This is a genomic window from Streptomyces sp. NPDC088923 (assembly GCF_044749745.1).
Taxonomy (GTDB): Bacteria; Actinomycetota; Actinomycetes; order Streptomycetales; family Streptomycetaceae; genus Streptomyces.
On the sequence record NZ_JBIVIO010000001.1, the window covers coordinates 1,456,171 to 1,478,629 of the forward strand.

General features: G+C 73.4%; 17 protein-coding genes. 9 read left to right on the forward strand and 8 right to left on the reverse strand.

The window, feature by feature from the left end:
* The first annotated feature begins 278 nt into the window (after nt 1-278).
* The gene (locus tag ACIP4O_RS06750; RefSeq protein ID WP_401572344.1) at nt 279-1,577 is read left to right on the forward strand and encodes a citrate synthase; all 1,299 of its coding nucleotides are present in this window, start codon (nt 279-281) and stop codon (nt 1,575-1,577) included.
* Between the two features lie 574 nt (nt 1,578-2,151).
* Here ACIP4O_RS06750 and ACIP4O_RS06755 read toward each other — a convergent pair.
* The 5 genes from ACIP4O_RS06755 to ACIP4O_RS06775 form a co-directional block, all read right to left on the reverse strand.
* Nucleotides 2,152-4,470, reverse strand: coding sequence for a heavy metal translocating P-type ATPase (locus ACIP4O_RS06755; protein WP_401572347.1), 2,319 nt, complete (start codon nt 4,468-4,470; stop codon nt 2,152-2,154).
* A gap of 110 nt (nt 4,471-4,580) precedes the next feature.
* On the reverse strand, nt 4,581-4,808 hold the full coding sequence (locus ACIP4O_RS06760) for a heavy-metal-associated domain-containing protein (protein WP_401572350.1): 228 nt from the start codon (nt 4,806-4,808) through the stop codon (nt 4,581-4,583).
* 138 nt (nt 4,809-4,946) lie between these two features.
* Nucleotides 4,947-5,891, reverse strand: coding sequence for a PrsW family intramembrane metalloprotease (locus ACIP4O_RS06765; protein WP_401572353.1), 945 nt, complete (start codon nt 5,889-5,891; stop codon nt 4,947-4,949).
* 407 nt (nt 5,892-6,298) lie between these two features.
* The gene (locus ACIP4O_RS06770; RefSeq protein WP_401572356.1) at nt 6,299-7,153 is read right to left on the reverse strand and encodes a helix-turn-helix domain-containing protein; all 855 of its coding nucleotides are present in this window, start codon (nt 7,151-7,153) and stop codon (nt 6,299-6,301) included.
* Nucleotides 7,154-7,156: 3 nt separating this feature from the next.
* The gene (locus ACIP4O_RS06775; protein WP_401572359.1) at nt 7,157-8,089 is read right to left on the reverse strand and encodes a sugar phosphate isomerase/epimerase family protein; all 933 of its coding nucleotides are present in this window, start codon (nt 8,087-8,089) and stop codon (nt 7,157-7,159) included.
* A 128-nt stretch (nt 8,090-8,217) separates the two neighbouring features.
* Between ACIP4O_RS06775 and iolC the strand changes: the two genes are divergently transcribed.
* The 4 genes from iolC to mmsA all read left to right on the forward strand — a co-directional run bounded on the left by iolC (nt 8,218) and on the right by mmsA (nt 13,915).
* Nucleotides 8,218-9,231: a 5-dehydro-2-deoxygluconokinase gene (iolC, locus tag ACIP4O_RS06780; RefSeq protein WP_401572362.1), complete on the forward strand. Its 1,014-nt coding sequence runs from the start codon at nt 8,218-8,220 to the stop codon at nt 9,229-9,231.
* Nucleotides 9,232-9,380: 149 nt separating this feature from the next.
* Entirely contained in the window at nt 9,381-10,355 is a 975-nt protein-coding gene (gene iolB, locus ACIP4O_RS06785; protein WP_401572365.1) for a 5-deoxy-glucuronate isomerase, read from the forward strand.
* Complete coding sequence (gene iolD / locus ACIP4O_RS06790; RefSeq protein ID WP_401572368.1) at nt 10,352-12,322, forward strand: 3D-(3,5/4)-trihydroxycyclohexane-1,2-dione acylhydrolase (decyclizing); 1,971 nt, start codon at nt 10,352-10,354, stop codon at nt 12,320-12,322. Before iolB ends, iolD begins: the two co-directional genes overlap by 4 nt.
* A gap of 93 nt (nt 12,323-12,415) precedes the next feature.
* A complete protein-coding gene (gene mmsA / locus ACIP4O_RS06795; protein ID WP_401572371.1) occupies nt 12,416-13,915 on the forward strand; it encodes a CoA-acylating methylmalonate-semialdehyde dehydrogenase in 1,500 nt (499 codons plus the stop codon).
* A 267-nt stretch (nt 13,916-14,182) separates the two neighbouring features.
* Here the strand turns inward: mmsA and ACIP4O_RS06800 are convergent, their stop codons facing one another.
* Entirely contained in the window at nt 14,183-14,578 is a 396-nt protein-coding gene (locus ACIP4O_RS06800) for a serine/threonine protein kinase (protein ID WP_361320862.1), read from the reverse strand.
* A gap of 340 nt (nt 14,579-14,918) precedes the next feature.
* On the opposite strand from ACIP4O_RS06800, the gene ACIP4O_RS06805 reads away from it, so the two are divergent.
* The 3 genes from ACIP4O_RS06805 (at nt 14,919) to ACIP4O_RS06815 (ending at nt 19,544) form a co-directional block, all read left to right on the forward strand.
* Nucleotides 14,919-17,792 carry an alpha/beta fold hydrolase gene (locus tag ACIP4O_RS06805; protein WP_401572375.1) on the forward strand — a complete coding sequence of 958 codons (2,874 nt, stop codon included), beginning with the start codon at nt 14,919-14,921 and terminating at the stop codon, nt 17,790-17,792.
* 117 nt (nt 17,793-17,909) lie between these two features.
* Complete coding sequence (locus ACIP4O_RS06810; RefSeq protein WP_401572378.1) at nt 17,910-18,827, forward strand: ABC transporter permease; 918 nt, start codon at nt 17,910-17,912, stop codon at nt 18,825-18,827.
* A gap of 126 nt (nt 18,828-18,953) precedes the next feature.
* Nucleotides 18,954-19,544: a histidine phosphatase family protein gene (locus ACIP4O_RS06815; RefSeq protein WP_401572381.1), complete on the forward strand. Its 591-nt coding sequence runs from the start codon at nt 18,954-18,956 to the stop codon at nt 19,542-19,544.
* Between the two features lie 302 nt (nt 19,545-19,846).
* Here the strand turns inward: ACIP4O_RS06815 and ACIP4O_RS06820 are convergent, their stop codons facing one another.
* Nucleotides 19,847-20,263: an NUDIX domain-containing protein gene (locus ACIP4O_RS06820; protein ID WP_401573861.1), complete on the reverse strand. Its 417-nt coding sequence runs from the start codon at nt 20,261-20,263 to the stop codon at nt 19,847-19,849.
* A gap of 227 nt (nt 20,264-20,490) precedes the next feature.
* Between ACIP4O_RS06820 and ACIP4O_RS06825 the strand changes: the two genes are divergently transcribed.
* On the forward strand, nt 20,491-20,727 hold the full coding sequence (locus ACIP4O_RS06825) for a hypothetical protein (RefSeq protein WP_007826832.1): 237 nt from the start codon (nt 20,491-20,493) through the stop codon (nt 20,725-20,727).
* 197 nt (nt 20,728-20,924) lie between these two features.
* On the opposite strand, the gene ACIP4O_RS06830 is transcribed toward ACIP4O_RS06825, so the two are convergent.
* Nucleotides 20,925-22,421, reverse strand: coding sequence for an FAD-dependent oxidoreductase (locus ACIP4O_RS06830; RefSeq protein ID WP_401572385.1), 1,497 nt, complete (start codon nt 22,419-22,421; stop codon nt 20,925-20,927).
* Between the last annotated feature and the right edge of the window lie 38 nt (nt 22,422-22,459).

The following is a 22,459-nucleotide window of genomic DNA, read 5'->3' on the forward strand; positions in this document are numbered from 1 at the left end:
CGATGGCGTCCTCCGGACACGTCTCGTACTCGCCGGTACCCCCGGTGTGTCACCTGCGGGTGACGTAGGGAAAAATGATCGATCAAAACGGTGGGAAACGTCACCCTGCCCTTCCGCAACCGGTGGGGAGGCGGCAGGATGGCAAGGCTGTCGACGGCACTCAGTGCCGCCAATAGGGCCAATGGTCGGCCCCGAGTGCACTTTCCTCGTCCAAATGGGGGAAGGTAGACACAGTCAGGGCACCTCGAAGAAGAGGCACTACGTCGGTGAGGGATGACGTGAGCGAGAAACGCGACAACGCGGTAGTACTCAAGTACGGCGATGACGAGTACACCTACCCGGTGGTCGAGAGCACCGTCGGTGACAACGGCTTCGACATCGGGAAGCTGCGCGCCCAGACCGGTCTGGTGACCCTGGACAGCGGGTACGGGAACACCGCCGCGTACAAGTCCGCCGTCACCTACCTCGACGGTGAGCAGGGGATCCTCCGCTATCGCGGGTACCCCATCGAGCAGCTGGCCGAGAGCAGCAGCTTCCTGGAGGTCGCGTACCTCCTCATCAACGGTGAGCTGCCCAAGGTCGACGAGCTCTCGACCTTCAAGAACGACGTCACGCAGCACACCCTGCTGCACGAGGACGTCAAGCGGTTCTTCGACGGCTTCCCGCGCGACGCCCACCCGATGGCCATGCTGTCCTCGGTCGTCAGCGCGCTGTCCACGTTCTACCAGGACAGCCACAACCCGTTCGACGAGGAGCAGCGGAACCTCTCCACGATCCGCCTCCTCGCCAAGCTTCCGACGATCGCCGCCTACGCGTACAAGAAGTCCGTGGGCCAGCCGTTCGTCTACCCGCGCAACGACCTCGGCTACGTCGAGAACTTCCTGCGCATGACCTTCTCGGTCCCCGCGCAGGACTACGAGCTCGACCCGGTCGTCGTCTCGGCGCTCGACAAGCTGCTCATCCTGCACGCCGACCACGAGCAGAACTGCTCGACCTCGACGGTCCGCCTCGTCGGCTCCTCGCAGGCCAACATGTTCGCCTCGATCTCGGCGGGCATCAACGCGCTGTGGGGCCCGCTGCACGGCGGAGCCAACCAGAGCGTCCTGGAGATGCTGGAAGGCATCCAGGCCAACGGCTCCGACGTCGACACCTTCATCCGCAAGGTGAAGAACAAGGAAGACGGCGTGAAGCTCATGGGCTTCGGGCACCGCGTCTACAAGAACTTCGACCCCCGGGCGAAGATCATCAAGGCGGCGGCGCACGACGTCCTCTCGGCGCTCGGCAAGAGCGACGAGCTGCTGGACATCGCGCTGAAGCTCGAAGAGCACGCGCTCGCCGACGACTACTTCGTCGAGCGGAAGCTCTACCCGAACGTGGACTTCTACACCGGTCTGATCTACCGGGCGATGGGCTTCCCCACCGAGATGTTCACGGTCCTCTTCGCGCTCGGCCGCCTCCCCGGCTGGATCGCCCAGTGGACCGAGATGATCAAGGAGCCCGGCTCCCGCATCGGCCGCCCCCGCCAGATCTACACGGGCTACGTCAACCGCGACTTCGTCCCGGTCGAGGGCCGCTGACCCGCCCGCAGCCATGCCAGAGGGCCCCGTCCGCACGGACGGGGCCCTCTGGTCGCAGAACGTCCAGCCAAAAATCCAGCCCGTCCGGCGTTTGAGGACACCGCGCGAAGCGCGAAAAGCCCGCGCGGCCAGGCGCACCCCCTCCAGCCGCCCGCGCCAAGCGACCCGCGCCAAGCGACCCGCGCCAAGCGAAAGGCGCCCCCCCGCCAGTCCCCCCACGGGCTGACGGTCGGGGCGCCTTCCTGTGCCCCGGGATCGGATTCCCCCCACGGGATCCGGCCGGGCGTTCAGGTGGTGCCGCGGTTCGCCGGGACGCGTACGCGCGGGAGGGCCGCTCAAGCTCCCCGGCCGCACGTCGTCCCGGCCTTCGCTGCGGGGAACATCCCCCAAGACGTTCCCTGCCGCCGGCCGACGCCCCCCAAGACGTCTCCCGGCATGGTGTGAGACCTCCGAACCAGGCACATGGTTACCCATGGAACGATGTGATCTGCGTCACGGCGCCCTGGCCTGCGCGTCCTGAACCGCGCTGAGCCCGGACGGAGTGTCCGGGCTCAGCGTAAGGGGCTTGCGGGGGCTATGTGAAGGTCCTGAGGCGAAGACTGTTCGAGACGACGAAGACCGACGAGAAGGCCATCGCCGCCCCCGCGATCATCGGGTTGAGCAGTCCGGCCGCCGCGAGCGGAATCGCCGCCACGTTGTAGCCGAACGCCCAGAAGAGATTGCCCCTGATGATCCCGAGCGTGCGCCGCGAGAGCCGGATCGCGTCGCCGGCCACCCGCAGGTCGCCCCGCACGAGCGTGAGGTCCCCCGCCTCGATGGCCGCGTCCGTCCCCGTACCCATCGCGAGTCCCAGATCGGCGGTCGCGAGCGCCGCCGCGTCGTTGACCCCGTCACCGACCATCGCGACCGTGCGCCCGCTCTCCTGGAGCCTGCGCACCTCGGCCGCCTTGTCCTGCGGCAGGACCTCCGCGACGACCTCGTCGATGCCGACCTCGCGGGCCACGGCCTCGGCGACCGCCCGGTTGTCCCCGGTGAGCAGGACGGGGCGCAGGCCCAGGTCCCGCAGCTCCCGTACCGCCTGCGCGCTCGACTCCTTCACCGCGTCCGCGGCGGCGAGCAGCCCCCGTACCCGCCCGTCCCACGCGACGAGCACCGCCGTCGCGCCGTCCGCCTCGGCCGCCGCCTTCGCGCGCGTCAGCTCCTCGGGCACGGGGAGCCCGTCGAGCAGCGCGCCGCGGCCGACCCGTACCTCCAGGCCCTCGACCGTTCCCCGCACCCCGAGCCCCGCCTCGTTCGCGAAGGCGCTCACCGCGGGGAGCGTGCCGAGGCGCCCCTCGGCGCCCTCCGCGAGCGCGCGGGCCACCGGGTGCTCCGAGGCGTGCTCGACCGCGCCCGCGAGGCGCAGGAGGTCCTTCTCGTCCGTGTCCTCGGCCGCGACGACCGTGCGCAGTTTCATGCGGCCCGTCGTCACCGTGCCGGTCTTGTCGAGCACGACCGTGTCCACGCGCCGCGTCGACTCCAGGACCTCTGGTCCCTTGATGAGGATGCCGAGCTGGGCGCCGCGGCCCGTGCCGACCAGCAGGGCCGTCGGGGTCGCGAGGCCGAGCGCGCAGGGGCACGCGATGATCAGGACCGCCACGGCCGCCGTGAACGCGGCCGTCACGTCGTCCGTCGCGAGCAGCCAGCCGACCAGCGTGCCGAGCGCGATGACGAGCACGACGGGCACGAAGATCCCCGAGACACGGTCCGCGAGCCGCTGGACCCGGGCCTTCCCGTTCTGCGCGTCCTCCACGAGCCGAGCCATGCGCGCGAGCTGGGTGTCCGCGCCGACGCGCGTCGCCTCGACGACGAGCCGGCCCGAGACGTTGACCGTCGCCCCGGTGACCGCGTCACCCGGGCCGACGTCCACGGGCAGCGACTCGCCCGTCAGCATCGAGGCGTCCAGCGCCGAGGCCCCCTCGGTCACCGTGCCGTCCGTCGCGACCTTCTCGCCGGGCCGTACGACGAAGCGGTCCCCGACGCGCAGCGAGCCCACCGGCACCCGCACCTCACGACCGCCCCGCAGGACGCCCACGTCCTTCGCGCCCAGTTCGAGCAGCGCCCGCAGGGCCGCGCCCGCGCTCCGCTTCGAGCGCGCCTCCAGGTAGCGCCCGAGCAGCAGGAAGCCGATGACGCCCGCGGCCACTTCCAGGTAGATCGTCGACGTGCCCCGGTCCGGGTCCACCGTCAGGTCGAAGCCGTGCCGCATGTGCGGCATCCCCGCGTCGCCGAGGAAGAGCGCCCACAGCGACCAGCCGAAGGCGGCGAGCGTGCCGATCGAGACGAGCGTGTCCATCGTCGCCGCGCCGTGCCGCAGATTCGTCCATGTGGCGCGGTGGAAGGGCCAGCCGCCCCACACCACGACCGGCGCGGCGAGGGTGAGCGAGAGCCACTGCCAGTTGTCGAACTGGAGCGGCGGGACCATCGCGAGCAGGACGACGGGGAGCGCGAGGACGACGGAGACGAGGAGGCGGTGGCGGAGGTCGGCGAGGCGGGAATCGGCGGGGGACCGCTCCTGCGGGGCCGCGTCCGCTTCCGGTCCGGGTTCTGGCTCGGGCTCGGGCTCGGGGGGCAGGATGGGCTCCGCCGTGTACCCCGTCCGCACGACCGTCGCGATGAGGTCGTCGACGCCCGTTCCCTCGGGGTAGCTGACCTTCGCCTTCTCGGTCGCGTAGTTGACGGAGGCGGACACGCCCTCCATGCGGTTGAGCTTCTTCTCGATCCTGGCCGCGCAGGCGGCGCACGTCATCCCGCCCACGGCCAGCTCGACCTGGGTGGGCTCGGCGGCGGACGCGGCATCGGTCCCGGTCCTCGCTATGCCCGCCTCCTGCTTGTCCTGGAGCGGCGTGCTCACGTCGGGGACCTCCCTGGGGTAGTACGGGTACGGGGTAGGGGTATGTGGGGCGCCCGGCGTGGCGCGGGGTCGCCCCCGCGCCAGGCGGGCCGGCGCTCCCGGCGGGGGGCTCAGACGGTGCCGGTCAGCTCGTACCCCGCCTCGTCCACGGCGGCCCGGACCGCGGCCTCGTCGAGCGGGGCCGTCGAGACGACGGTGACCTCGCCGTTCGCCGCCGAGGCGCGCACCTCGGCGACCCCGGGAAGCTCGGTCAGCTCGGCGCTCACCGCGCCCTCGCAGTGGCCGCAGGACATGCCGCTGACCTTGTACGTGGTGGTGACGGCTGTGTCGGTCGTCATGGCGTTCTCCTCTTCGTGGGCCGCGTTCCGGGGGACATGCCTGGGGGTGCGCGGGGACGGCTGGGGTGCGTGGTACGCCGGGCGTACCGTGACGGGAGGGTCCTGAGGGATTCCCGGCAGGATGACCACTGTATACCCCTAGGGGGTATGATTCCAAGTGGGGTCGCGGCGGGTCATCGCCCGCCCCCAGGCCAGTGCGAGGGCTGTGATCAGGGCGAGTCCCACGACCGTGAAGAGCGTGTAGTAGTGGCGCTGCTCGCTCGTCGCGTCCACCAGGAAGTCACGCGTCGACGCCGAGCCCCGTACCGGCTCCCCCGTCACCTTCTCGGTCAGCCACAGCGCGATCCCGTGCACCGAGTCCCACAGCGCGTGCAGCGCCGAGACGCCGAGGTACGCGACGGGGACGGCGAGGCTGAGCCGGTAGCGGCCGTCCGGGCCGCGGTGCGCGAGCAGGACGGCGCCCGCCAGCGCCGTCCACAGGCCGTGCCCGAAGGGGGCGAGCACCGCGCGCAGGATCTCCGTCTGGAGCAGCGCCCGCAGATCGATGCCGTCGAAGGACAGCGCGGCGTTGAACGCGTACCCCGAGGTTTCGAACGCCGCGAAACCGAAGCCGACGGCGCCGCCGAGCACCGCGCCCGCGCGCGCCCCGTACAGCCAGTGCGACTTCCGTACGAGCCAGGCCAGCAGGAGCAGCTTCACGGCCTCCTCGATGAGCCCGACCGCCGCGTACACCCGCACGGAGGGATGGAGCAGGAAGTACTCCGCGAGCGAGGAGCCGAGCACGCCGAGCACCCCGCCGGAGACGAAACAGCTCAGCAGCGGGTGCAGACCGAGCCCCTCGCCGTGCCGCTCGTACGCCCACAGCGCGAAGGTCACCGGGATGAGGAAACTGCCGAGCAGGATCAGCGTCGGCAACAGCGTCGTGTTCCCCGTCACGTACGTGACCCCGGCCGTCAGCCCCCACAGCACGGCCCCGATCCACAGCCAGTGCCGCCACAGCCCCGGCCGGATGCCCGTCTCGGGTCCCTCCGCGGGAGCGGGCACGGGGCGCGGCGGGGGCGGCGGGGCGGACGGGGTGGACACGGTGGGGGGCTCCGGGCGGGATACGGGAGTGATGCGGCCGTTCACCTTAAAACCGCCCCGACGCCGCCGAAGCGGACGCCGCGCCGAGGCCCCCCGGGACGTGGTCCGGCCCGCGCCCGCTCCATGTGGCACCGCCCGGACCCACGAGTCGCTGCCCGGCCCAGCACCCCCGACATGGCAGGGCCCGGACCGCCCCCCAGCGGTCCGGGCCCCGCGTGATCCTCCCCGGCGTTCCCCCGGGCGGGGAGCGGATCGCTCGCGGGGCACGACGCTGTCATGCCAGGCCGGGGGCGGTCTTGGAAAAACCCGCAGCGCGCTCCCGACGCGCCGCGGGCACCCCCTGCCCGCCCCCGGAGGCGCCCCCTGCCCGCACCCGGAGGCGTCCCCCGCCCCGCGCCCCGGGCGCCTCAGAGCAGCAGACTCGTCACCGCCCCGCCCAACCGGTCCGCCTCTCCGTCCTCGCCCGCCGCGCCTCCCGCGGCCGCCACCGCCGCCCGCGCCGCCGTGAAGGCCCCGGGGGTCCGGCCCGTCATCGCGCGGAACTCGCCGCTCAGGTGCGCCTGGTCGTAGAAGCCGCACAGCGCCGCCGTCTCCGCCTGGCTCAGCCCCGAGGTCAGCAGCCGCACCGTGCGCTGGAGCCGTACGATCCGCGCCGCCTCCTTCGGCGTGAGGCCGATCTGCTCGCGGAAGCGGCTCTGCACCTGCCGCTCGCTCCACCCCACCTCCCGCGCGAGCCGCCGCACCGGCACCCGGCCCCCGCTGCGCTCCAGGAGCCGCCACGCGTACTCGACGCGCGGCGACCACGCGGGACCCGCTTCCAGCCACGCCGTGAGGGCCCGGTCGAGCAGCGCGAACCGCGCCCGCCAGCCGGGCAGTTCCTCCAGCGCCTCGGCGAGCCGCGGCCACCGCTCCCCGCCGGGCAACGCCCCCGGGTCCGTGCAGCGCCGCGCCAGCGTGTGCTGCTCGACGCCGAGCAGCCGGAACGCCGCCCACGGCGTCAGCAGGACCTCGATCCCCGCGCCCGCGCCCAGGTGCTCGCCCACGGCGGGCAGCGTCGTGAGGCCCCCGATCAGCGAGACGAGCGTCGTCGTCTCCTGCCCCGGCCCGCTGACCCGCACCGGCGCACCGAAACCGAGCACCAGCGTCACCGCGCCCACCGGCACCTCAAGGCGCGGGCGCGGAACAGCCAGCCGATAACCGTGGTAGCGCAGCACACCCGGGCGCAGGCGGGGATGGGGGAGCGCCGCCGCACCGGCCCGCACGGCTCAGGCCCCGCAGGAGCGCAGGAAGGACCGCGTGCGCGCGGCGACCGGGAGCGGGCGCTCCGGCGGGCAGGGGTACATGTCCTGCTCGACGATCGCGAAGAGGTCCACGCCGAGGCGCTGCGCGGCCGCGAGCACCGGTTCGAGCGCCGGAACGCCGGTCGGCGGCTCGCACATGACCCCGCGTGCGACGGCGGGCCCGAAGGGCAGGTCCTCCGCCCGCACCCGCGCGAGCACCGCCGGGTCGACCTGCTTGAGGTGCAGGTAGCCGACGCGGTCGCCGTACGTCTCGATGAGCTTGACGCTGTCGCCGCCGCAGTACGCGTAGTGCCCCGTGTCCAGGCACAGCGAGACGAGGTCGGGATCGGTCGCGTCGAGGAGCCGCGCGACATCGGCCTCGCCCGCGACGTGGGTGTCCGCGTGCGGGTGGACGACGACGCGGAGCCCGTACCGCTCCCGCACCTCGTGCGCGAGCCGCTCCGTCTGCCGCGCGAGGTCGTGCCACTGCGCCGCCGTCAGCTCGCGGTCCTCCAGGACCTCGCCCGTCTTGTCGTCGCGCCAGAACGCCGGGATCACGACGAGGTGCCCCGCGCCGCTCGCCCGCGCGAGCGAGGCGACCCGCGCGACCTGCCGCCACGTGTCCTCCCACACGGCCGGACCACGGTGCAGCCCGGTGAAGACGGTGCCGGCCGAGACCTTCAGCCCGCGCCGCGCGGTCTCCTCGGCGAGCCGGCGCGGATCGGTCGGCAGGTACCCGTACGGCCCCAGCTCGATCCACTCGTACCCGGCCCGCGCCACCTCGTCGAGGAAGCGCCGCCAGGGCACCTGGAGCGGGTCCTCGGGGAACCAGACGCCCCAGGAATCGGGCGCCGAACCGACGCGGATACGGGAGAGCGGGGACGCCGGGGACTGCGGAGGCTGCGGGACCGGGGGCATCACTCCACGATCAGGAAGGCGGGAGTGGGTGTCAACCAGCGGTGACCGGCCAGGAGAGGGGCGAAGGCCCGGTTGACACAGGTCGGACGGGCTTTCAGGCTGATATCCCGTACCGCCCGGAGGCGCGCATGGCCGCAGGACAGCACCCGTACGAGGACCGCACGGGTACGCGCCCGGACGCGCCGCCCCCGCCCCTCGACGTCCTCACCATCGGCCGCACCGGCGTCGATCTCTACCCGCTCGAATCGGGTGTGCCGCTCGCGCGCGTCGAGCGGTTCGGGAAGTTCCTCGGCGGTTCGGCGACCAACGTCGCCGTCGCGGCGGCCAGGCTCGGGCTGCGGGCCGCCGTCATCACCCGTACCGGCGCCGACCCCTTCGGGACCTTCGTCCGGGACGAACTGCGCGCCCTCGGCGTCGGGACCTCGTACGTCTCCGAGGTCCCGGGACTCCTTACGCCCGTCACCTTCTGCGAACTGCACCCGCCCGACGACTTCCCGCTGCTCTTCTACCGCCTCCCCAAGGCCCCCGACCTGGAGATCCGCGCCGAGGAACTGGATCACGAGGCGGTCCGGGGCGCGCGGGTCTTCTGGACGACGGGGACGGGGCTGTGCGCCGAACCGAGCCGTGCGGCGACGCTCGGGGCGCTCGCCGAGCGGCACAGGGCGGCGCCCGGCGCGCTCACCGTCTTCGACCTCGACTGGCGGCCCATGTTCTGGGAGAGCCGCGCCGAGGCCCGCCCCGCCTACGCGCGGGCACTGCGGCACGCGAGCGTCGCGGTCGGGAACCTGACGGAGTGCGAGGTGGCGACGGGCGCGACGACGCCGCGCGCCTGCGCGGAGGCGCTGCTCGAAGCGGGCGTCACCCTCGCGGTCGTGAAGCAGGGCCCAGCCGGGGTGCTCGCCGCGCACCGGGACGGCACGGTCGTCGAGGTCGCGCCGCTCCCGGTGCAGGTCGTCAACGGGCTCGGCGCGGGCGACGCCTTCGGCGGGGCGCTGTGCGAAGGGCTCCTCGCGGGCCGCCCCCTCGCCGAGACGATCCGCTTCGCGAACGCGGCGGGGGCGATCGTGGCGGGCCGCCTGGAGTGCTCGACCGCGATGCCGTACCCGCACGAGGTGCGGGAGGCGCTCGCGGCGGCGGGGTGAGGCGGGGGCGGGTCGGGGGTCGCGTACGGGGTGATGCTTCGCACGGGGTGACGCCCCGTCCGTACCGCTCACCGATGCGCGCCGCCGGGTAGGAGAGCAGAGTGGGAGCGGCGGGACGGCCGACGAAGCGGTGAGAGGGAGCGAGCGCGATGGATGGCAGTGAGAGCCGTACGGGGGCACCCCGGCGTTCCGGCGAGGACGCACGCGTACCCGCGCCGCCGCCCCCGCCGCGCCCCCTCCTGACCTCCCCCCACATCCGCGCGGGCACGGCCGTGACCATCCCCTTCGCCCTCGACGTCTCGCCCGCCCGGACCCCTCTCCTGCGGCACACGGCGCTCCGCGTGATCGAGTTGCCGCCCGGGGCGCGGCACGTGCTGGTCACGGGGGAGTACGAATGGCTCGTCGTGCCGCTCGCGGGCGGCGGTACGGTGCGCGTGGACGGGGAGGAGTTCGCGCTGCGCGGGCGATCCTCCGTCTTCGGCGCGGTGAGTGACTTCGCGTACCTCCCGAGGGACGCGCGCGCCGAGATCTCCTCCGGCGCGGGAGGCCGTTTCGCTTTGGCAGGAGCGACCTGCGGGCGCAGACTCCCCGCCCGCTACGGCCCCGCGCCGGAGGTCCCCGTCGAGCTGCGCGGGGCCGGGCGGGCCGGGCGGCAGGTCAACAACCTCGCGCAGGCCGGGGGCTTCGCGTGCGACCGGCTCATGGTCGTCGAGGTCCTCACCCCGGCGGGGAACTGGTCCTCGTACCCGCCGCACAAGCACGACGAGGCGGTCCCCGGGCGGGAGAGCGAGCTGGAGGAGATCTACTACTTCGAACTCTCGGACCCGCACGGCCCGGGCGACGCCTACGGCCTCCAGCGCGTCAGCGCCTCGCGCGCGGGCGGCACCGAGGTCCTCGCCGAGGTGCGCCCGGGGGACGTCGTGCTCATCCCCGACGGCTGGCACGGCCCCTCGGTCGCGCCCCCGGAGCGCCACCTGTACTACCTCAACGTCATGGCGGGTCCCGGCCCGTCCCGCGAGTGGCTGATCACGGACCACCCTGCGCACGAGGGCGTACGGGACACGTGGGCGGGCATCGCGCAGGACCCCCGCCTGCCCCTGACCTCCGCCGAGGAGCGCGCATGAGCGACGAGCAGGGACCCGCGCCCGCCTCCCCGTTGCCCCCGCAACCGCCCCAGAAGACGCGTCGCCTCACGGTCGCGCAGGCCCTCCTCGTCTTCCTCAGCCGCCAGTACAGCGAGCGCGACGGCGAGCGGCAGCGCTTCGTGCAGGGCCTGTGGGGCATCTTCGGGCACGGCAACGTGGCCGGATTCGGGCAGGCGGTCGTCGAGTACGGCGCCGTGGACGGCCCGTACGCGATGCCGTTCCACCAGGGCCGCAACGAGCAGGCGATGGTGCACGCCGCGAGCGGCTTCGCGCGCCACCGCAGGCGCCTCGCCACGCACGCCGTCACGACGTCGATCGGCCCCGGCGCGACCAACCTCGTCACGGGCGCCGCGCTCGCGACCGTCAACCGGCTGCCCGTCCTCCTCCTTCCGGGCGACTACTTCGCGACCCACCCCGCCGACCCGGTGCTCCAGCAGCTCGAACACCCGGTCTCGGCCGACATCACTGTCAACGACGCGCTCCGGCCCGTCTCGCGGTTCTTCGCCCGCATCCACCGCCCCGAGGCCCTGATCCCGGCCGCGCTGGAGGCGCTGCGCGTCCTCACCGACCCCGCCGAGACCGGCGCGGTGACGCTCGCGCTGCCGCAGGACGTCCAGGCGGAGGCGTACGACTGGCCCGAGGAGTTCCTCGCCGAGCGCACGTGGCACATCCGCAGGCCCCCGCCCGACCCCGCCGCGCTCGACGAGGCGGTCACGGCGATCCGCGCCGCGCGCCGCCCCCTGCTCGTCGCGGGCGGCGGCGTCCGCTACAGCGCGGCCGAGGACGCGCTGCGCGCGCTCGCCGACGCGACCGGCATCCCCGTCGCCTCCACCCAGGCGGGCAAGGGCGCGCTGCGCCACGACCACCCCGCCGACGTCGGCGGCATCGGCCACACGGGCACCGCGACGGCCGACGAACTCGCCCGCGCCGCCGACCTCGTCCTCGGCGTCGGCACCCGGTGGAGCGACTTCACGACCGCGTCCGCGACGCTCTTCGAGGGCGGCGCGCGCACGGGCGGTGACGGGGTGCGCTTCGTCAACCTGAACATCACCTCCTTCGACGGCCACAAACAGGGCGCGATCCCGCTCGTCGCCGACGCGCGCGCGGGACTCGAAGCGCTCACGGAGCGGCTGGCGGGCTGGCGGGTCGACGAGGCCGAGATCGCGCAGTACACGCTCGACAAGGCGCTGTGGGAGGAACGCGTCGAGGGCTACACGCAGCCGGAGGACGGCATCGCCGACCTCGTACGCCCCAACCAGGCGCACGTCGTCGGCGCGCTGCAAGCCGTGGTCGGCGACGAGGACGTGGTCATCAACGCGGCCGGTTCGCTCCCCGGCGACCTGCACAAACTCTGGCGCACGCGCGGCCCGCTCCAGTACCACGTCGAGTACGGGTACTCCTGCATGGGCTACGAGATCCCCGCCGCGCTCGGCGTGTGCCTCGCGCAGCCGGGGGTCCCCGTGTGGGCGCTTGTCGGGGACGGCACGTACCTCATGCTCCCCGGCGAACTCGTCACGGCGGTGCAGGAGAACCTGCCGCTCACCCTCGTGATCCTCCAGAACCACGGCTACGCGTCGATCGGCGGCCTCTCGCGCGCGGTCGGCGCCGACGGCTTCGCGACCGCGTACCGCTACCGCACCGCCGACGGCGCCTACAACGGCGCCCCGCTCCCCGTCGACCTCGCCGCGAACGCCGCGAGCCTCGGGCTGCGCGTGCTGCGCGCCCGGACCGTCCGCGAGGTGCGCGAGGCGCTCGCCGAGGCGCGCGAGACGGACCGTCCCACATGTGTCTACGTCGAGACCGAAACGACCGACACAGTGTCCGGCGCGCCCCCCGCGCAGGCGTGGTGGGATGTGCCCGTGGCCGAGACGACGACCCACCCGTCGACGGTGCGGGCCCGCAAGGAGTACGAGCGGCACAGCGCGGAGCGGCGCAGGCACTTGTAGCGATGCGTACGGGAGGTCCGGGCCGGGAAGTCCCCGCGGGCACGGCCACGGAGCGACCACCGACCGATCGCGTACGCGCAGAAGGGTGACCTCATGAAGACCGTCCACCACTGGATCGACGGGAAGACCGTCGAGGGCACATCGGGCGAGAGCGGGCCCGTCACCGACCCCGCGACGGGGGCCGTCACCACGCGCGTCGACTTCGCCTCGGTCGCCGAGGTGGACGCGGCCGTCGCCGCCGCGCGCACCGCCTGGGCGACGTGGGGCACCTCCTCGCTCGCGCGGCGCACCGGCATCCTCTTCCGCTACCGCGCCCTGCTCGACGCGCACCGCGAGGAGATCGCGCGCCTCGTCACGGCCGAGCACGGCAAGGTCCACGACGACGCGCTCGGCGAGGTCGCGCGCGGCCTGGAGATCGTCGACCTCGCCTGCGGCATCACGACCCAGCTCAAGGGCGAACTGTCCACGCAGGTCTCGCACCGCGTGGACGTCGCGGCGATCCGGCAGCCGCTCGGCGTCGTCGCGGGCATCACGCCGTTCAACTTCCCCGCGATGGTGCCGATGTGGATGTTCCCCGTCGCGATCGCGTGCGGCAACACCTTCGTGCTGAAGCCCTCCGAGAAGGACCCGTCCGCCGCCGTGCGCCTCGCGGAACTCTTCGCCGAGGCCGGGCTCCCCGAGGGCGTACTGAACGTCGTGCACGGCGACAAGGTCGCGGTCGACCGGCTCCTCGAACACCCCGACGTCGCGGCCGTCTCGTTCGTCGGCTCGACGCCGATCGCGCGGTACATCCACGCGACGGCGAGCGCCAACGGCAAGCGCGTGCAGGCCCTCGGCGGCGCGAAGAACCACATGCTGGTCCTGCCCGACGCGGACCTCGACGCGGCGGCCGACGCGGCCGTCTCGGCCGCGTACGGCTCGGCGGGGGAGCGCTGCATGGCGGTCTCGGCGGTCGTCGCGGTCGGCGCGACGGGCGACGCGCTCGTGGAGCGGATCAAGGAGCGCGCGGCGAAGATCGTCATCGGCCCCGGCGAGGACCCTGCCTCCGAGATGGGCCCGCTCATCACGAAGGCGCACCGCGACAAGGTCGCCTCCTACGTGCGGGGCGCGGGGGCGCAGGGCTGCGAAGTCGTCCTCGACGGGACGGACTTCACGGTGAAGGGCTACGAGGAGGGCCACTGGATCGGCCTCTCCCTCCTGGACCGCGTCCCCGTCGAGGCCGACGCCTACCGCGAGGAGATCTTCGGCCCCGTCCTGTGCGTCCTGCGCGCCGAGACCTACGAGGAGGGCCTCGCCCTCATCAACGCCTCGCCCTTCGGCAACGGCACCGCGATCTTCACCCGCGACGGCGGCGCGGCCCGCCGCTTCCAGCTGGAGGTCCAGGCCGGCATGGTCGGCGTCAACGTCCCGATCCCGGTCCCGGTCGGCTACCACTCCTTCGGCGGCTGGAAGGACTCCCTCTTCGGCGACCACCACATGTACGGCAACGACGGGGTGCACTTCTACACGAGGGGCAAGGTCGTGACGACGAGGTGGCCGGACCCGTCGGAGGCGGCGGCGGGGGTGGATCTGGGCTTTCCGAGCAATGGCTGAGGAGGGCGGGCGGGGATTTCCGGCGGGGAGTTTCCCGTGCGTCGAGCGGCCACGGCGAAGGGGTGGCATGCCGCGAAACAGTGGTATGCCGCGAAGCGGTGGCATGCCGCATTTCTCGGAGAGAAACGGTCGCGCCGTATCGCGCTACCTCGGTGAGCGAGATCTCCCGGTCTGCGCGGGCAAAGCCTTCGAATAGGTATTTCTCGCGGGTCCCGGGGAAGGACACCGACCCCCTTGTCGCGTCGGAGGGGGCCGGTGCCTTTGCCGTCAGCAAGGCGTCTTGTCGTACCAACTGGTCGAGCCGTAGTTGCCGCCCCAGTACACACAGCTCGAATTCAGCTTGATCGGGCCCGCATAGGTGCCGTATTTGCCCACGTCGGCGTTGCTGTAGCCGCTCGCGTCGCCGATCCAGGCACCGATCTCGACCGAATTGCCGACAGCCGACCCCGTCTTCAGGGTGACGATGCAGGCAGTCGTGCCATTGCGGAGTATGTACACCGTCGCCTTGCCGAGATTGTGTGAACCCCGCACGCTGTATCCACTTCCGCACGCTCCTTCCGGGGTGGCGGCGCTTGCCGTTCCGGCGAGGCCGATAGTGGCCCCCAGCGCCAGAACCGTGCTCGCGACGCCGATGGCGGTGGCCCTCTTCTTCAGCACGTTCATCCTCTTCTTCCTCGTCCTATGAGAAACGAAGGGGCGATGGTATCAGCCCGATGATCAAGCAATGCGCTTACCAAAAGCGGGAGTTGACAGGCCATCACCCTTTTTGCGGTGCTATTGCCGGACGGGAAAGCCGGAAGACCGCCGAGGTCCGGCAACGGCCGCCCGAAATGGGGTGGTGCCGCGTGCCGCCGACCTGCCGTGTGAACCTTTGACCGACCGGGTACGGGAGGGCGTGCAGAAACGATCCTCCAATGGCGCGCCGCGCAGCTCGTACGACAATCGCCCGCCCCTGTGGATAACTTTCGGGGCCCGCCTCGCGGAAGCCCGTACGGTGTGGGACATGGATCTCCGCACGTCATCGCGACGCACGTCACGGCGGTCCGGCGGCCTTCCGCGAGGACCTGGCGCCGGGCCGGCCGCGGCGCGCTCCCCGTACCGCCTCGCGGCCGTCCTCGCGACGGTCCTGCTGCTCCTCGCGAGCACCCTGCTGCCGGGCATCGCGCCCCCGGCGGCCGCCGCGTCGGGCGGTGGCGTCCCTCGTGCGGTGAGCGGCGGCGTCCCTCGTGCGGAGAGCGGTGGCGTCCACCGTGCGGACGCCTTCCGCCGCATGCCGGACGGCACCCGTATCGACACGAGCTACTTCACGGCGGGCGACCCGAAGCGGAAGCGCCCCGCCGTCCTCCTCGCCCACGGCTTCGGCGGCAGCAAGACCGAACTGCGCTCCCAGGCCGAGTCCTACGCCCGCCAGGGCTACGCCGTGCTCACCTGGTCCGCTCGCGGCTTCGGCCGCTCCGGCGGCGAGATCGGCCTCAACGACCCGGAGCACGAGGTCAAGGACGTCTCCCACCTGGTCGACTGGCTCGCACGCCGCCCGGAGGTCCTCCTCGACAAGAAGGGCGATCCCCGCGTCGGCGCGACAGGCGCCTCGTACGGCGGCGCGATCTCGCTGCTCGCGGCAGGCCACGACCCCCGTATCGACGCGATCGCCCCGGAGATCACGTACTGGGACCTGTCGCAGGCGCTGTTCCCCGACGGCGTGTTCAAGAAGCTGTGGGCCGGGATCTTCTTCACCTCGGGCAGCGCGGACATCGGGTCGCGCGTCGCGGGCGTGGGCGTCGGCTGCGGTCGCTTCACCCCCGAGCTGTGCGCGATGTACCGCAGGGTCGCCGAGCGCGGAGCGCCGGACGCGGCGGCGACGAAGCTCCTCCACGTCCGCAGCCCCGCCGCCGTGGGCGACAGGATCAAGGTCCCCGCCCTCGTCGTGCAGGGCCAGTCCGACTCGCTCTTCCCGCTCTCGCAGGCCGACGAGACGGCCCGGCACATCCGCGCCAACGGAGCCCCGGTCTCCGTCGACTGGATCGCCGGCGGCCACGACGGCGGCGACATGGAGATCCCCCGCCTGACGCGCCGCATCACGAAGTGGTTCGACCGCTACCTGAAGAAGGACCGCTCGGTGGACACCGGCCCGGCCTTCCGCATCTCGCGCAGCGGCTCCGTGGGCGCCACCGACGACACCGCCCGCCTGACCGGCGCGGACCTCTCCGCGTACCCGGGGCTCACCGGCGGCGTCCCAGGACGTACGGCGGACTCGGCCCCCGACCCCGCCCCGGCCGGCCGCGACGCGTCCCGCGTCCGCTACACGGAGCACCGCTACGCCCTGCCCCGCGACCGCCAGGTCTTCGCCAACCCGCCCGGCGGCTCACCGCCCTCGCTCTCGGCCGTCCCGGGCCTCGGCGACGGCCTCGCCCAGCTCGCGGAACGCACGGGACAGGGCTTCGCGGTCGACTTCCCCGGCCAGTTCGCCCGCTTCGACACGAAGCCGCTCACCCGTCCGGTCCGCGTCACGGGCAGCCCGACCGTCCGCGTCGACGTACGCGCGTCGACCGGCACGGCGGTCCTCTTCGCGAAGGTCTACGACGTGAGCGCGGACGGCAAGAAGCAGGTGCTGCCCGCCCAACTCGTCAGCCCGGTGCGGGTGACGGGCGCGCGCGAGGGCCGTACGGTCTCCGTGACGCTCCCCGCCATCGACCACCAGGTCCCGAAGGGGCACCGGCTGCGCCTCGTCCTCTCCGCGACCGACCTCGGCTACGCGTCCCCGGCGGCCCCCGCCACGTACTCCGTCACCCCGGCCGGCGCGCTGACCGTGCCGAGCCTCCCGCAGGCCGCGAGCAGCCCGGCGCCGCTGCCGGTCTGGGTATGGGCGCTCCCGGCGGCGGGCGCGGTCCTGGCCCTGCTGCTCCTCCTGATCCGCCGCCGCACCGACGCGCCACCCCCGCCCGACGCCGGCCTCGCGGACGTGCCGCTGAGCATCACGGGCCTGGGCAAGGAGTACGCGCGCTCCACGGATCGCTGGGCGGTGCGGGACCTGTCGTTCACCGTGGGACGCGGTCAGGTCCTCGGCCTGCTCGGCCCCAACGGGGCGGGCAAGACGACGACATTGCGGATGCTGCTCGGCCTCGTGACCCCGGACGAGGGGGAGATCCGTGTCTTCGGCCACGCGATCCGCCCCGGCGCGCAGGTCCTGTCGCGGGTGGGCGCCTTCGTGGAGGGTCCGGGTTTCCTTCCCCACCTCAGCGGTCGCCGCAACCTCGACCTGTACTGGAAGGCGACGGGCCGCCCGGCCGAGGACGCGCACGTCGAAGAGGCCCTGGAGATCGCCGGCCTGGGCGAAGCGCTCGACCGCCCGGTCCGCACCTACTCGCAAGGGATGCGCCAGCGCCTCGCGCTCGCGCAGGCGATGCTCGGCCTCCCCGACCTCCTCCTGCTCGACGAACCGACCAACGGCCTCGACCCGCCGCAGATCCGCGAGATGCGCGAGGTGATGATCGCGTACGCGGCCTCGGGCCGCACGGTCGTCGTCTCCAGCCACCTCCTGTCGGAGGTCGAACAGTCCTGCACCCACCTCGTCGTGATGGACCGGGGCCGCCTGGTCGCCGCGGGCCCGGTCGAGGAGATCACCGGAGGTACGGGCGCGGTGACGATCGGCCTGGCCCACCCGGTCTCCGACGCCGTTCTCGGCAAGGCGGCGGAGCTCCCGGGAGTGGCGGACCTGACCCGCGACGACGACCACACCCTGCTCCTGCACCTGGAGGAAGGAACGACGACGACGGCCCTCCTCGGCCCCCTGCTCTCCCTGGACCTGCCGATCACGACCCTGATCCCCCGACGCCGCCTGGAGGACGCCTTCCTCCACCTGATCGGAGGCCCGTCATGACGACGCCTCGGCACCCGTGTACACGCGCGGGGTGGGCCGGTCCGTGCCCCTCGCGTGCACACGCCCGGCGCCACTCGCGAGGGTCCACCCCGATCCCTGCCCCACCGGAGGTTCCGCATGACGCACCTCGGTAACAGCTGGCCGCCGCCGCTGCCCGGGAACGGTGCCGAAGCCGCTCCCGCCTCGCCGCGCGCGGAAGGGTATCGGCCCGGGCGGACCTTGCCCGTAAGGGTGGAGTTGCGGCGGCAGTTGACGCGGCGGCGGACGGCGGTGATGGGGGCGGTGCTGTTCCTGCTGCCGTTCGTGCTCGCCGTGGCATTCGCCGTGGGCGGGACGCCCGGCGGCGAGGGGACGAACGCGCGGCGGGGCACGCTCATGGACTCGGCCACGCGGTCGGGGGCCGACTTCGCGGCGGTGTGCCTCTTCGTCTCGGCGGGCTTCCTGCTCGTCGTCCCGGTCGCCCTCTTCTGCGGGGACACGGTGGCCTCCGAGGCGAACTGGTCGACGCTCCGCTACCTCCTCGCCGCGCCCGTCGCCCGCTATCGCCTCCTCGCGAGCAAACTCGTCGTCGCCCTGGCCTGCTCCCTCGCGGCGATGATCCTGCTGCCGCTCGTCGGACTCCTCCTCGGCACGGCGCTCTACGGCTGGGGCCCGCTCGAACTCCCCACCGGCGACTCCGTCTCCGCCGGGGCGGCCGTCCCGCGTCTCGCGCTCGCCGTCGCCTACCTCTTCGTCTCCCAACTCGTCACGGCAGCCCTCGCCTTCTGGCTCTCGACCCGCACGGACGCCCCGCTCGGCGCGGTCGGCGGCGCGGTCGGCCTCACGATCGTCGGCAACGTCCTCGACGCCGTCACCGCCCTCGGCCACTGGCGCGACTTCCTCCCCGCCCACTGGCAGTTCGCCTGGACGGACCTCCTCACCCCCGACCTCGCCTGGCACGGCGCGGCGAAGGGCGCGGCGATCTCGGTGACATACGCGGCCGTCCTCCTCGCCCTCGCCTTCCGGGGCTTCGCGCGGAAGGACGTGGTGTCGTGAGCGCGATACGGCACCCCGGCCGCCCTCTCCCGCCTGCCCCGGCCCCTCGCCCCTGGATCACCCCGACGCGAGCAGCCACCCGCCTCTGACGCCCGCCCTACGCGTCACCGGCTACCTTCTCCCCGCATGGGGGAACTGATAGTGGTCCGGCACGGGCAGACCGAGTGGAGCCTCTCCGGACGGCATGCGGGGCGTACGGACGTGCCGTTGACGGAGGCCGGGGAGGCGGCGGCGCGGGCTCTCGGGGCCAGGCTGGCGGACCGCCCACGACCGGTCGCGGTGTTCAGCAGCCCGCTGGGCCGCGCGATGCGCACGGCCGAGCTCGCGGGGCTGGCCGAAGTCCGGCCCGATCCCGATCTGCTGGAGTGGGACTACGGCGGGTACGAGGGGCTGACGGCCGCGCGGATTCGCGCGGGACGGCCGGGCTGGGAGCTGTGGCGGGACGGGGTCGTCCCCGGCGACGCGCAGCACCCGGGGGAGGGGCTGGAGCAGGTGGCGGCACGGGTCGATGCCGTGCTGGAACGGGTCCGCCCGCTGCTGGAGGCGGGGGACGTCGCCGTGGTGGCGCACGGTCACCTCACCCGCGTGCTGGCTGTCCGCTGGCTCGGCCTCGATGCGTCGGCGAGCCGCTTCCTGGGCCACCCCCACCCCGGCAGTCTCACCTTCCTGGCCGAGGAGGACGGCCAGCGGGTCGTCTCCGCCTGGAACACCCTCTGACGACCGACGCGGCGCGGGCCGGTGTGCCCTGACTGCCACCCCCGCCTGCGGCGAACGGCCCCTTCACCCGCTCTCTTCACCGGCCGCGCACCCGGCTCACCCGTCTCGTTGCTGCCTCGCGGGTCGGGGTCGTGGCGCTGCTGCCTCGCGGGTTCGCGTGCCACCGCTGCTCACCCGCGTGCCTGCCCCCGCGCCGTCGCTCACCCCGCGCGCGCCGCGCCCCGCTGCTCCCACGCCCGCCCGCCCCGCACCGTCGCTCACCCGCGCCCGCCCCCGCTGCTCACACGCGCCCCCGCCCCCGCTCACCCCACCCCCCGTACCGAATCCGCGTCCGTCTCCCCCCGGATCAGCCTTCGGTGGAGATCCGACAGCCCCTCCGGGAGGTCGTCGGGCTCGCACCAGCGGGCCTCCAGGATCTCCAGCGGGTCGAGGCGGAGGGTGCCGCCGGTGAGGCGGGCCTCGTAGGCGACTTCGAGGCGGAGGCGGTAGCCGCTGCGGAGGCGGACGAGGGGGCCGGGGACGACGTCGAGTCCCGTCTCCTCCTTGACCTCGCGGACGACGGTCTGCCCGAACTCCTCGCCCCTGGCGGCGAAGCCGGTCGGCAGGCCCCAGGGCCGGTGCGGGGACCACAGCCGGTGCCGCAGCAGGAGGACACGGCCCTCGTCGTCACGTACGACCCCGGTGACACCGACGTTGTACTTGGCGTGCGCGCACCACAACAGCCGCCACTGGAAAGGCCGAAGCAGCCGCCACACCCGGGCAATCAGCGCGTGGGGACGGATCATGCCCCCATTGTCGCCCGGTCCGCGCGCGGTCGTTCGCCGCGTCGACGGGAGTGATCCGACAGAGGTGGTGTGGGCCGATGATCATCGGGCAGGAGCGGCTCTGACGAACCCATCCAACCGGCACCGGTCCCGGCCGGTGCCGTTCCGGAGGAGGAACATCCATGAAGTCGTGGCGCACACGTACGACTCTCGGCCTTGCCACCGTCGCCGCGGCGGTCGCCATACCGCTGACCGCCGGTACGGCCTCCGCCGCCCAGTGGCATGACGTCGCCGGCGGCCCGGAGATGTACCCGAACCTGGCCTCGTGTCAGGCGGAGATCCCGAAGGCCAAGGAGTACTACCAGGACGCCACCTGCGTCGAGGTCAACGGCCAGGTCAGCCTCTGGGTCCTGTACTGACCGGACCGGCACCGGCACCGGCTGAGTGACACGCGGGCCGACGGGCGGTGAGCCTCTACGGACTCGCCGCCTCGTCGGCCCGTCGCCTCAGCCCCGCGCAGCCTCGTCCCGCCCCCAGGGGCAAGCCGCTCGCGGGCTCCGCAGGCCGCCGTCATCCCCGGCGGACACGCCGCCCCCCGCCCCCCGAGCCGGGCCCCTCAGCCCTCCCCGCCTCGCCACCCCTCCACCACCAACGGCGGCTCCCCCGGTGTCGCCCGTGGTGCGCGGAAGAGGGCCGGGAGGGCCACCCTGGGGTGGAAGAGGCGGGCGGGTGGCGCGGTGAGGGAGAGGACGGAGCGGTAGTGACGGCCCGCGCCCGGGTCGCCGGGGACGATCGCGGCGACGCGGCGCAGGTAGCGGCCGGTGAGGCGGTCGAGGGCGTTCGGGCCGGGACCGGTGGACTCGACGCCGGGAATCGCGCGGTCGGCCCCCGCCGAGATCGCCCACGCGGTCTCCGCCACCCCCGCCAGCACCCGCTGCACATCCCGCGTCCGCCTGCCGCCCCGCCCGAAACGCCGGCCACCGGAAGCCGCGCCCCCGCGCCCCCCGGTCACTGGCCCCCCGGTCACGGACCCCCCGGCCCCGAGCCCCTCAGCCCCCTCGACCCCGGCCGTCCCCAGTACCTTCCGCAGCGCCACCGCCTGCTGCGCCGCCACCGTCATCCCCTGCCCGTAGATCGGGTTGAAGGCGCTCAACGCGTCGCCGATGGCCAGCAGCCCCGCCGGACGGCGCCCCGGACGCTCGTAGTAGCGGCGGACGTTGGCCGTGCTGCGGTTGCTGTGGACGTTGCCCACCGGCTCCATGGTGCTGAGCCATTCGCGCAGGTACGGGTGCGGGAACCGGCGCGCGAAGTCCAGGAAGCCCGCCGGGTCCGTGGGCGCCTCGCTCCCGCGCGGACCGGACAGGCTCGCGATCCACAGGCCGCCCTCCACGCGCAACACCACGCCCGTGAGCGGCTGTTCGGCGTCGGGCAGGAAGTACAGGCAGTGGTAACCGGGGTCCTCGGCGCCCGGCCGCGGCCGGTAGAGCTGGGTGGCGTACCCCTGACCCGTGTCGATCGTCTCCTGGTCGGGTGCCTCGGCGCCGATCTCCTCCAGCCATGTCGGTACCCGCGTGGTCCGCCCCGAGGCGTCCACGACGAGGTCCGCCTCGATCTCGTACGGGTCCTCGGCGGCCCCCCGCTTGCGGACGCGCACCCCGCGTACGCGTTCCGCGTCCCCCACGAGCCCGGCCGCCTCGGTCCCCGCGAGCAACTCCACGCCGCCTTCCGCGAGCACCCGTTCCCGTACGACCGTATCGAGCAACCCCCTTGTGCAGGAAAGAAATCGCGTGCTCGCGGCGAAGCGTTCGTACCAGCGCCCCGACTGGTGCTGGACGAGGTCGTACGGCATCCCGACGGGCAGCGCGCCGTGCGCGGACAGTTCACCGAGGATGCCGGGCAGCAGCGACTCCATCGCCAACTGGCCGCCCTCGACGAAGACATGCGTGTGCCGCGCCTGCGGAATGCCGGGGCGTGGCCCGCCTTTGGAGGCGTCGTCGAGCCGGTCGCGTTCCACGATGGTCACGCGCGCGTGCGCGCTCAGCACCAGTGCCGTGAGCACCCCCGCGAGACTGCCGCCGACGACGACGGCATGGCGTTCACCGGTACCGGTCATGAGGTTCCTCCGTGGTGCGTGGGTCTCGTCCCCGAAGC

Excerpts from the sequence above, each read along its gene's own strand:
- ACIP4O_RS06805 (WP_401572375.1), top strand. The coding sequence starts at position 14,919 with ATGGATCTCCGCACGTCATCGCGACGCACGTCACGGCGGTCCGGCGGC.
- ACIP4O_RS06815 (WP_401572381.1), top strand. The coding sequence starts at position 18,954 with ATGGGGGAACTGATAGTGGTCCGGCACGGGCAGACCGAGTGGAGCCTC.
- iolC (WP_401572362.1), top strand. The coding sequence starts at position 8,218 with ATGGCCGCAGGACAGCACCCGTACGAGGACCGCACGGGTACGCGCCCG.
- iolB (WP_401572365.1), top strand. The coding sequence starts at position 9,381 with ATGGATGGCAGTGAGAGCCGTACGGGGGCACCCCGGCGTTCCGGCGAG.
- ACIP4O_RS06775 (WP_401572359.1), bottom strand. The coding sequence starts at position 8,089 with ATGCCCCCGGTCCCGCAGCCTCCGCAGTCCCCGGCGTCCCCGCTCTCC.
- ACIP4O_RS06825 (WP_007826832.1), top strand. The coding sequence starts at position 20,491 with ATGAAGTCGTGGCGCACACGTACGACTCTCGGCCTTGCCACCGTCGCC.
- iolD (WP_401572368.1), top strand. The coding sequence starts at position 10,352 with ATGAGCGACGAGCAGGGACCCGCGCCCGCCTCCCCGTTGCCCCCGCAA.
- ACIP4O_RS06800 (WP_361320862.1), bottom strand. The coding sequence starts at position 14,578 with ATGAACGTGCTGAAGAAGAGGGCCACCGCCATCGGCGTCGCGAGCACG.
- mmsA (WP_401572371.1), top strand. The coding sequence starts at position 12,416 with ATGAAGACCGTCCACCACTGGATCGACGGGAAGACCGTCGAGGGCACA.
- ACIP4O_RS06830 (WP_401572385.1), bottom strand. The coding sequence starts at position 22,421 with ATGACCGGTACCGGTGAACGCCATGCCGTCGTCGTCGGCGGCAGTCTC.
- ACIP4O_RS06810 (WP_401572378.1), top strand. The coding sequence starts at position 17,910 with ATGACGCACCTCGGTAACAGCTGGCCGCCGCCGCTGCCCGGGAACGGT.
- ACIP4O_RS06760 (WP_401572350.1), bottom strand. The coding sequence starts at position 4,808 with ATGACGACCGACACAGCCGTCACCACCACGTACAAGGTCAGCGGCATG.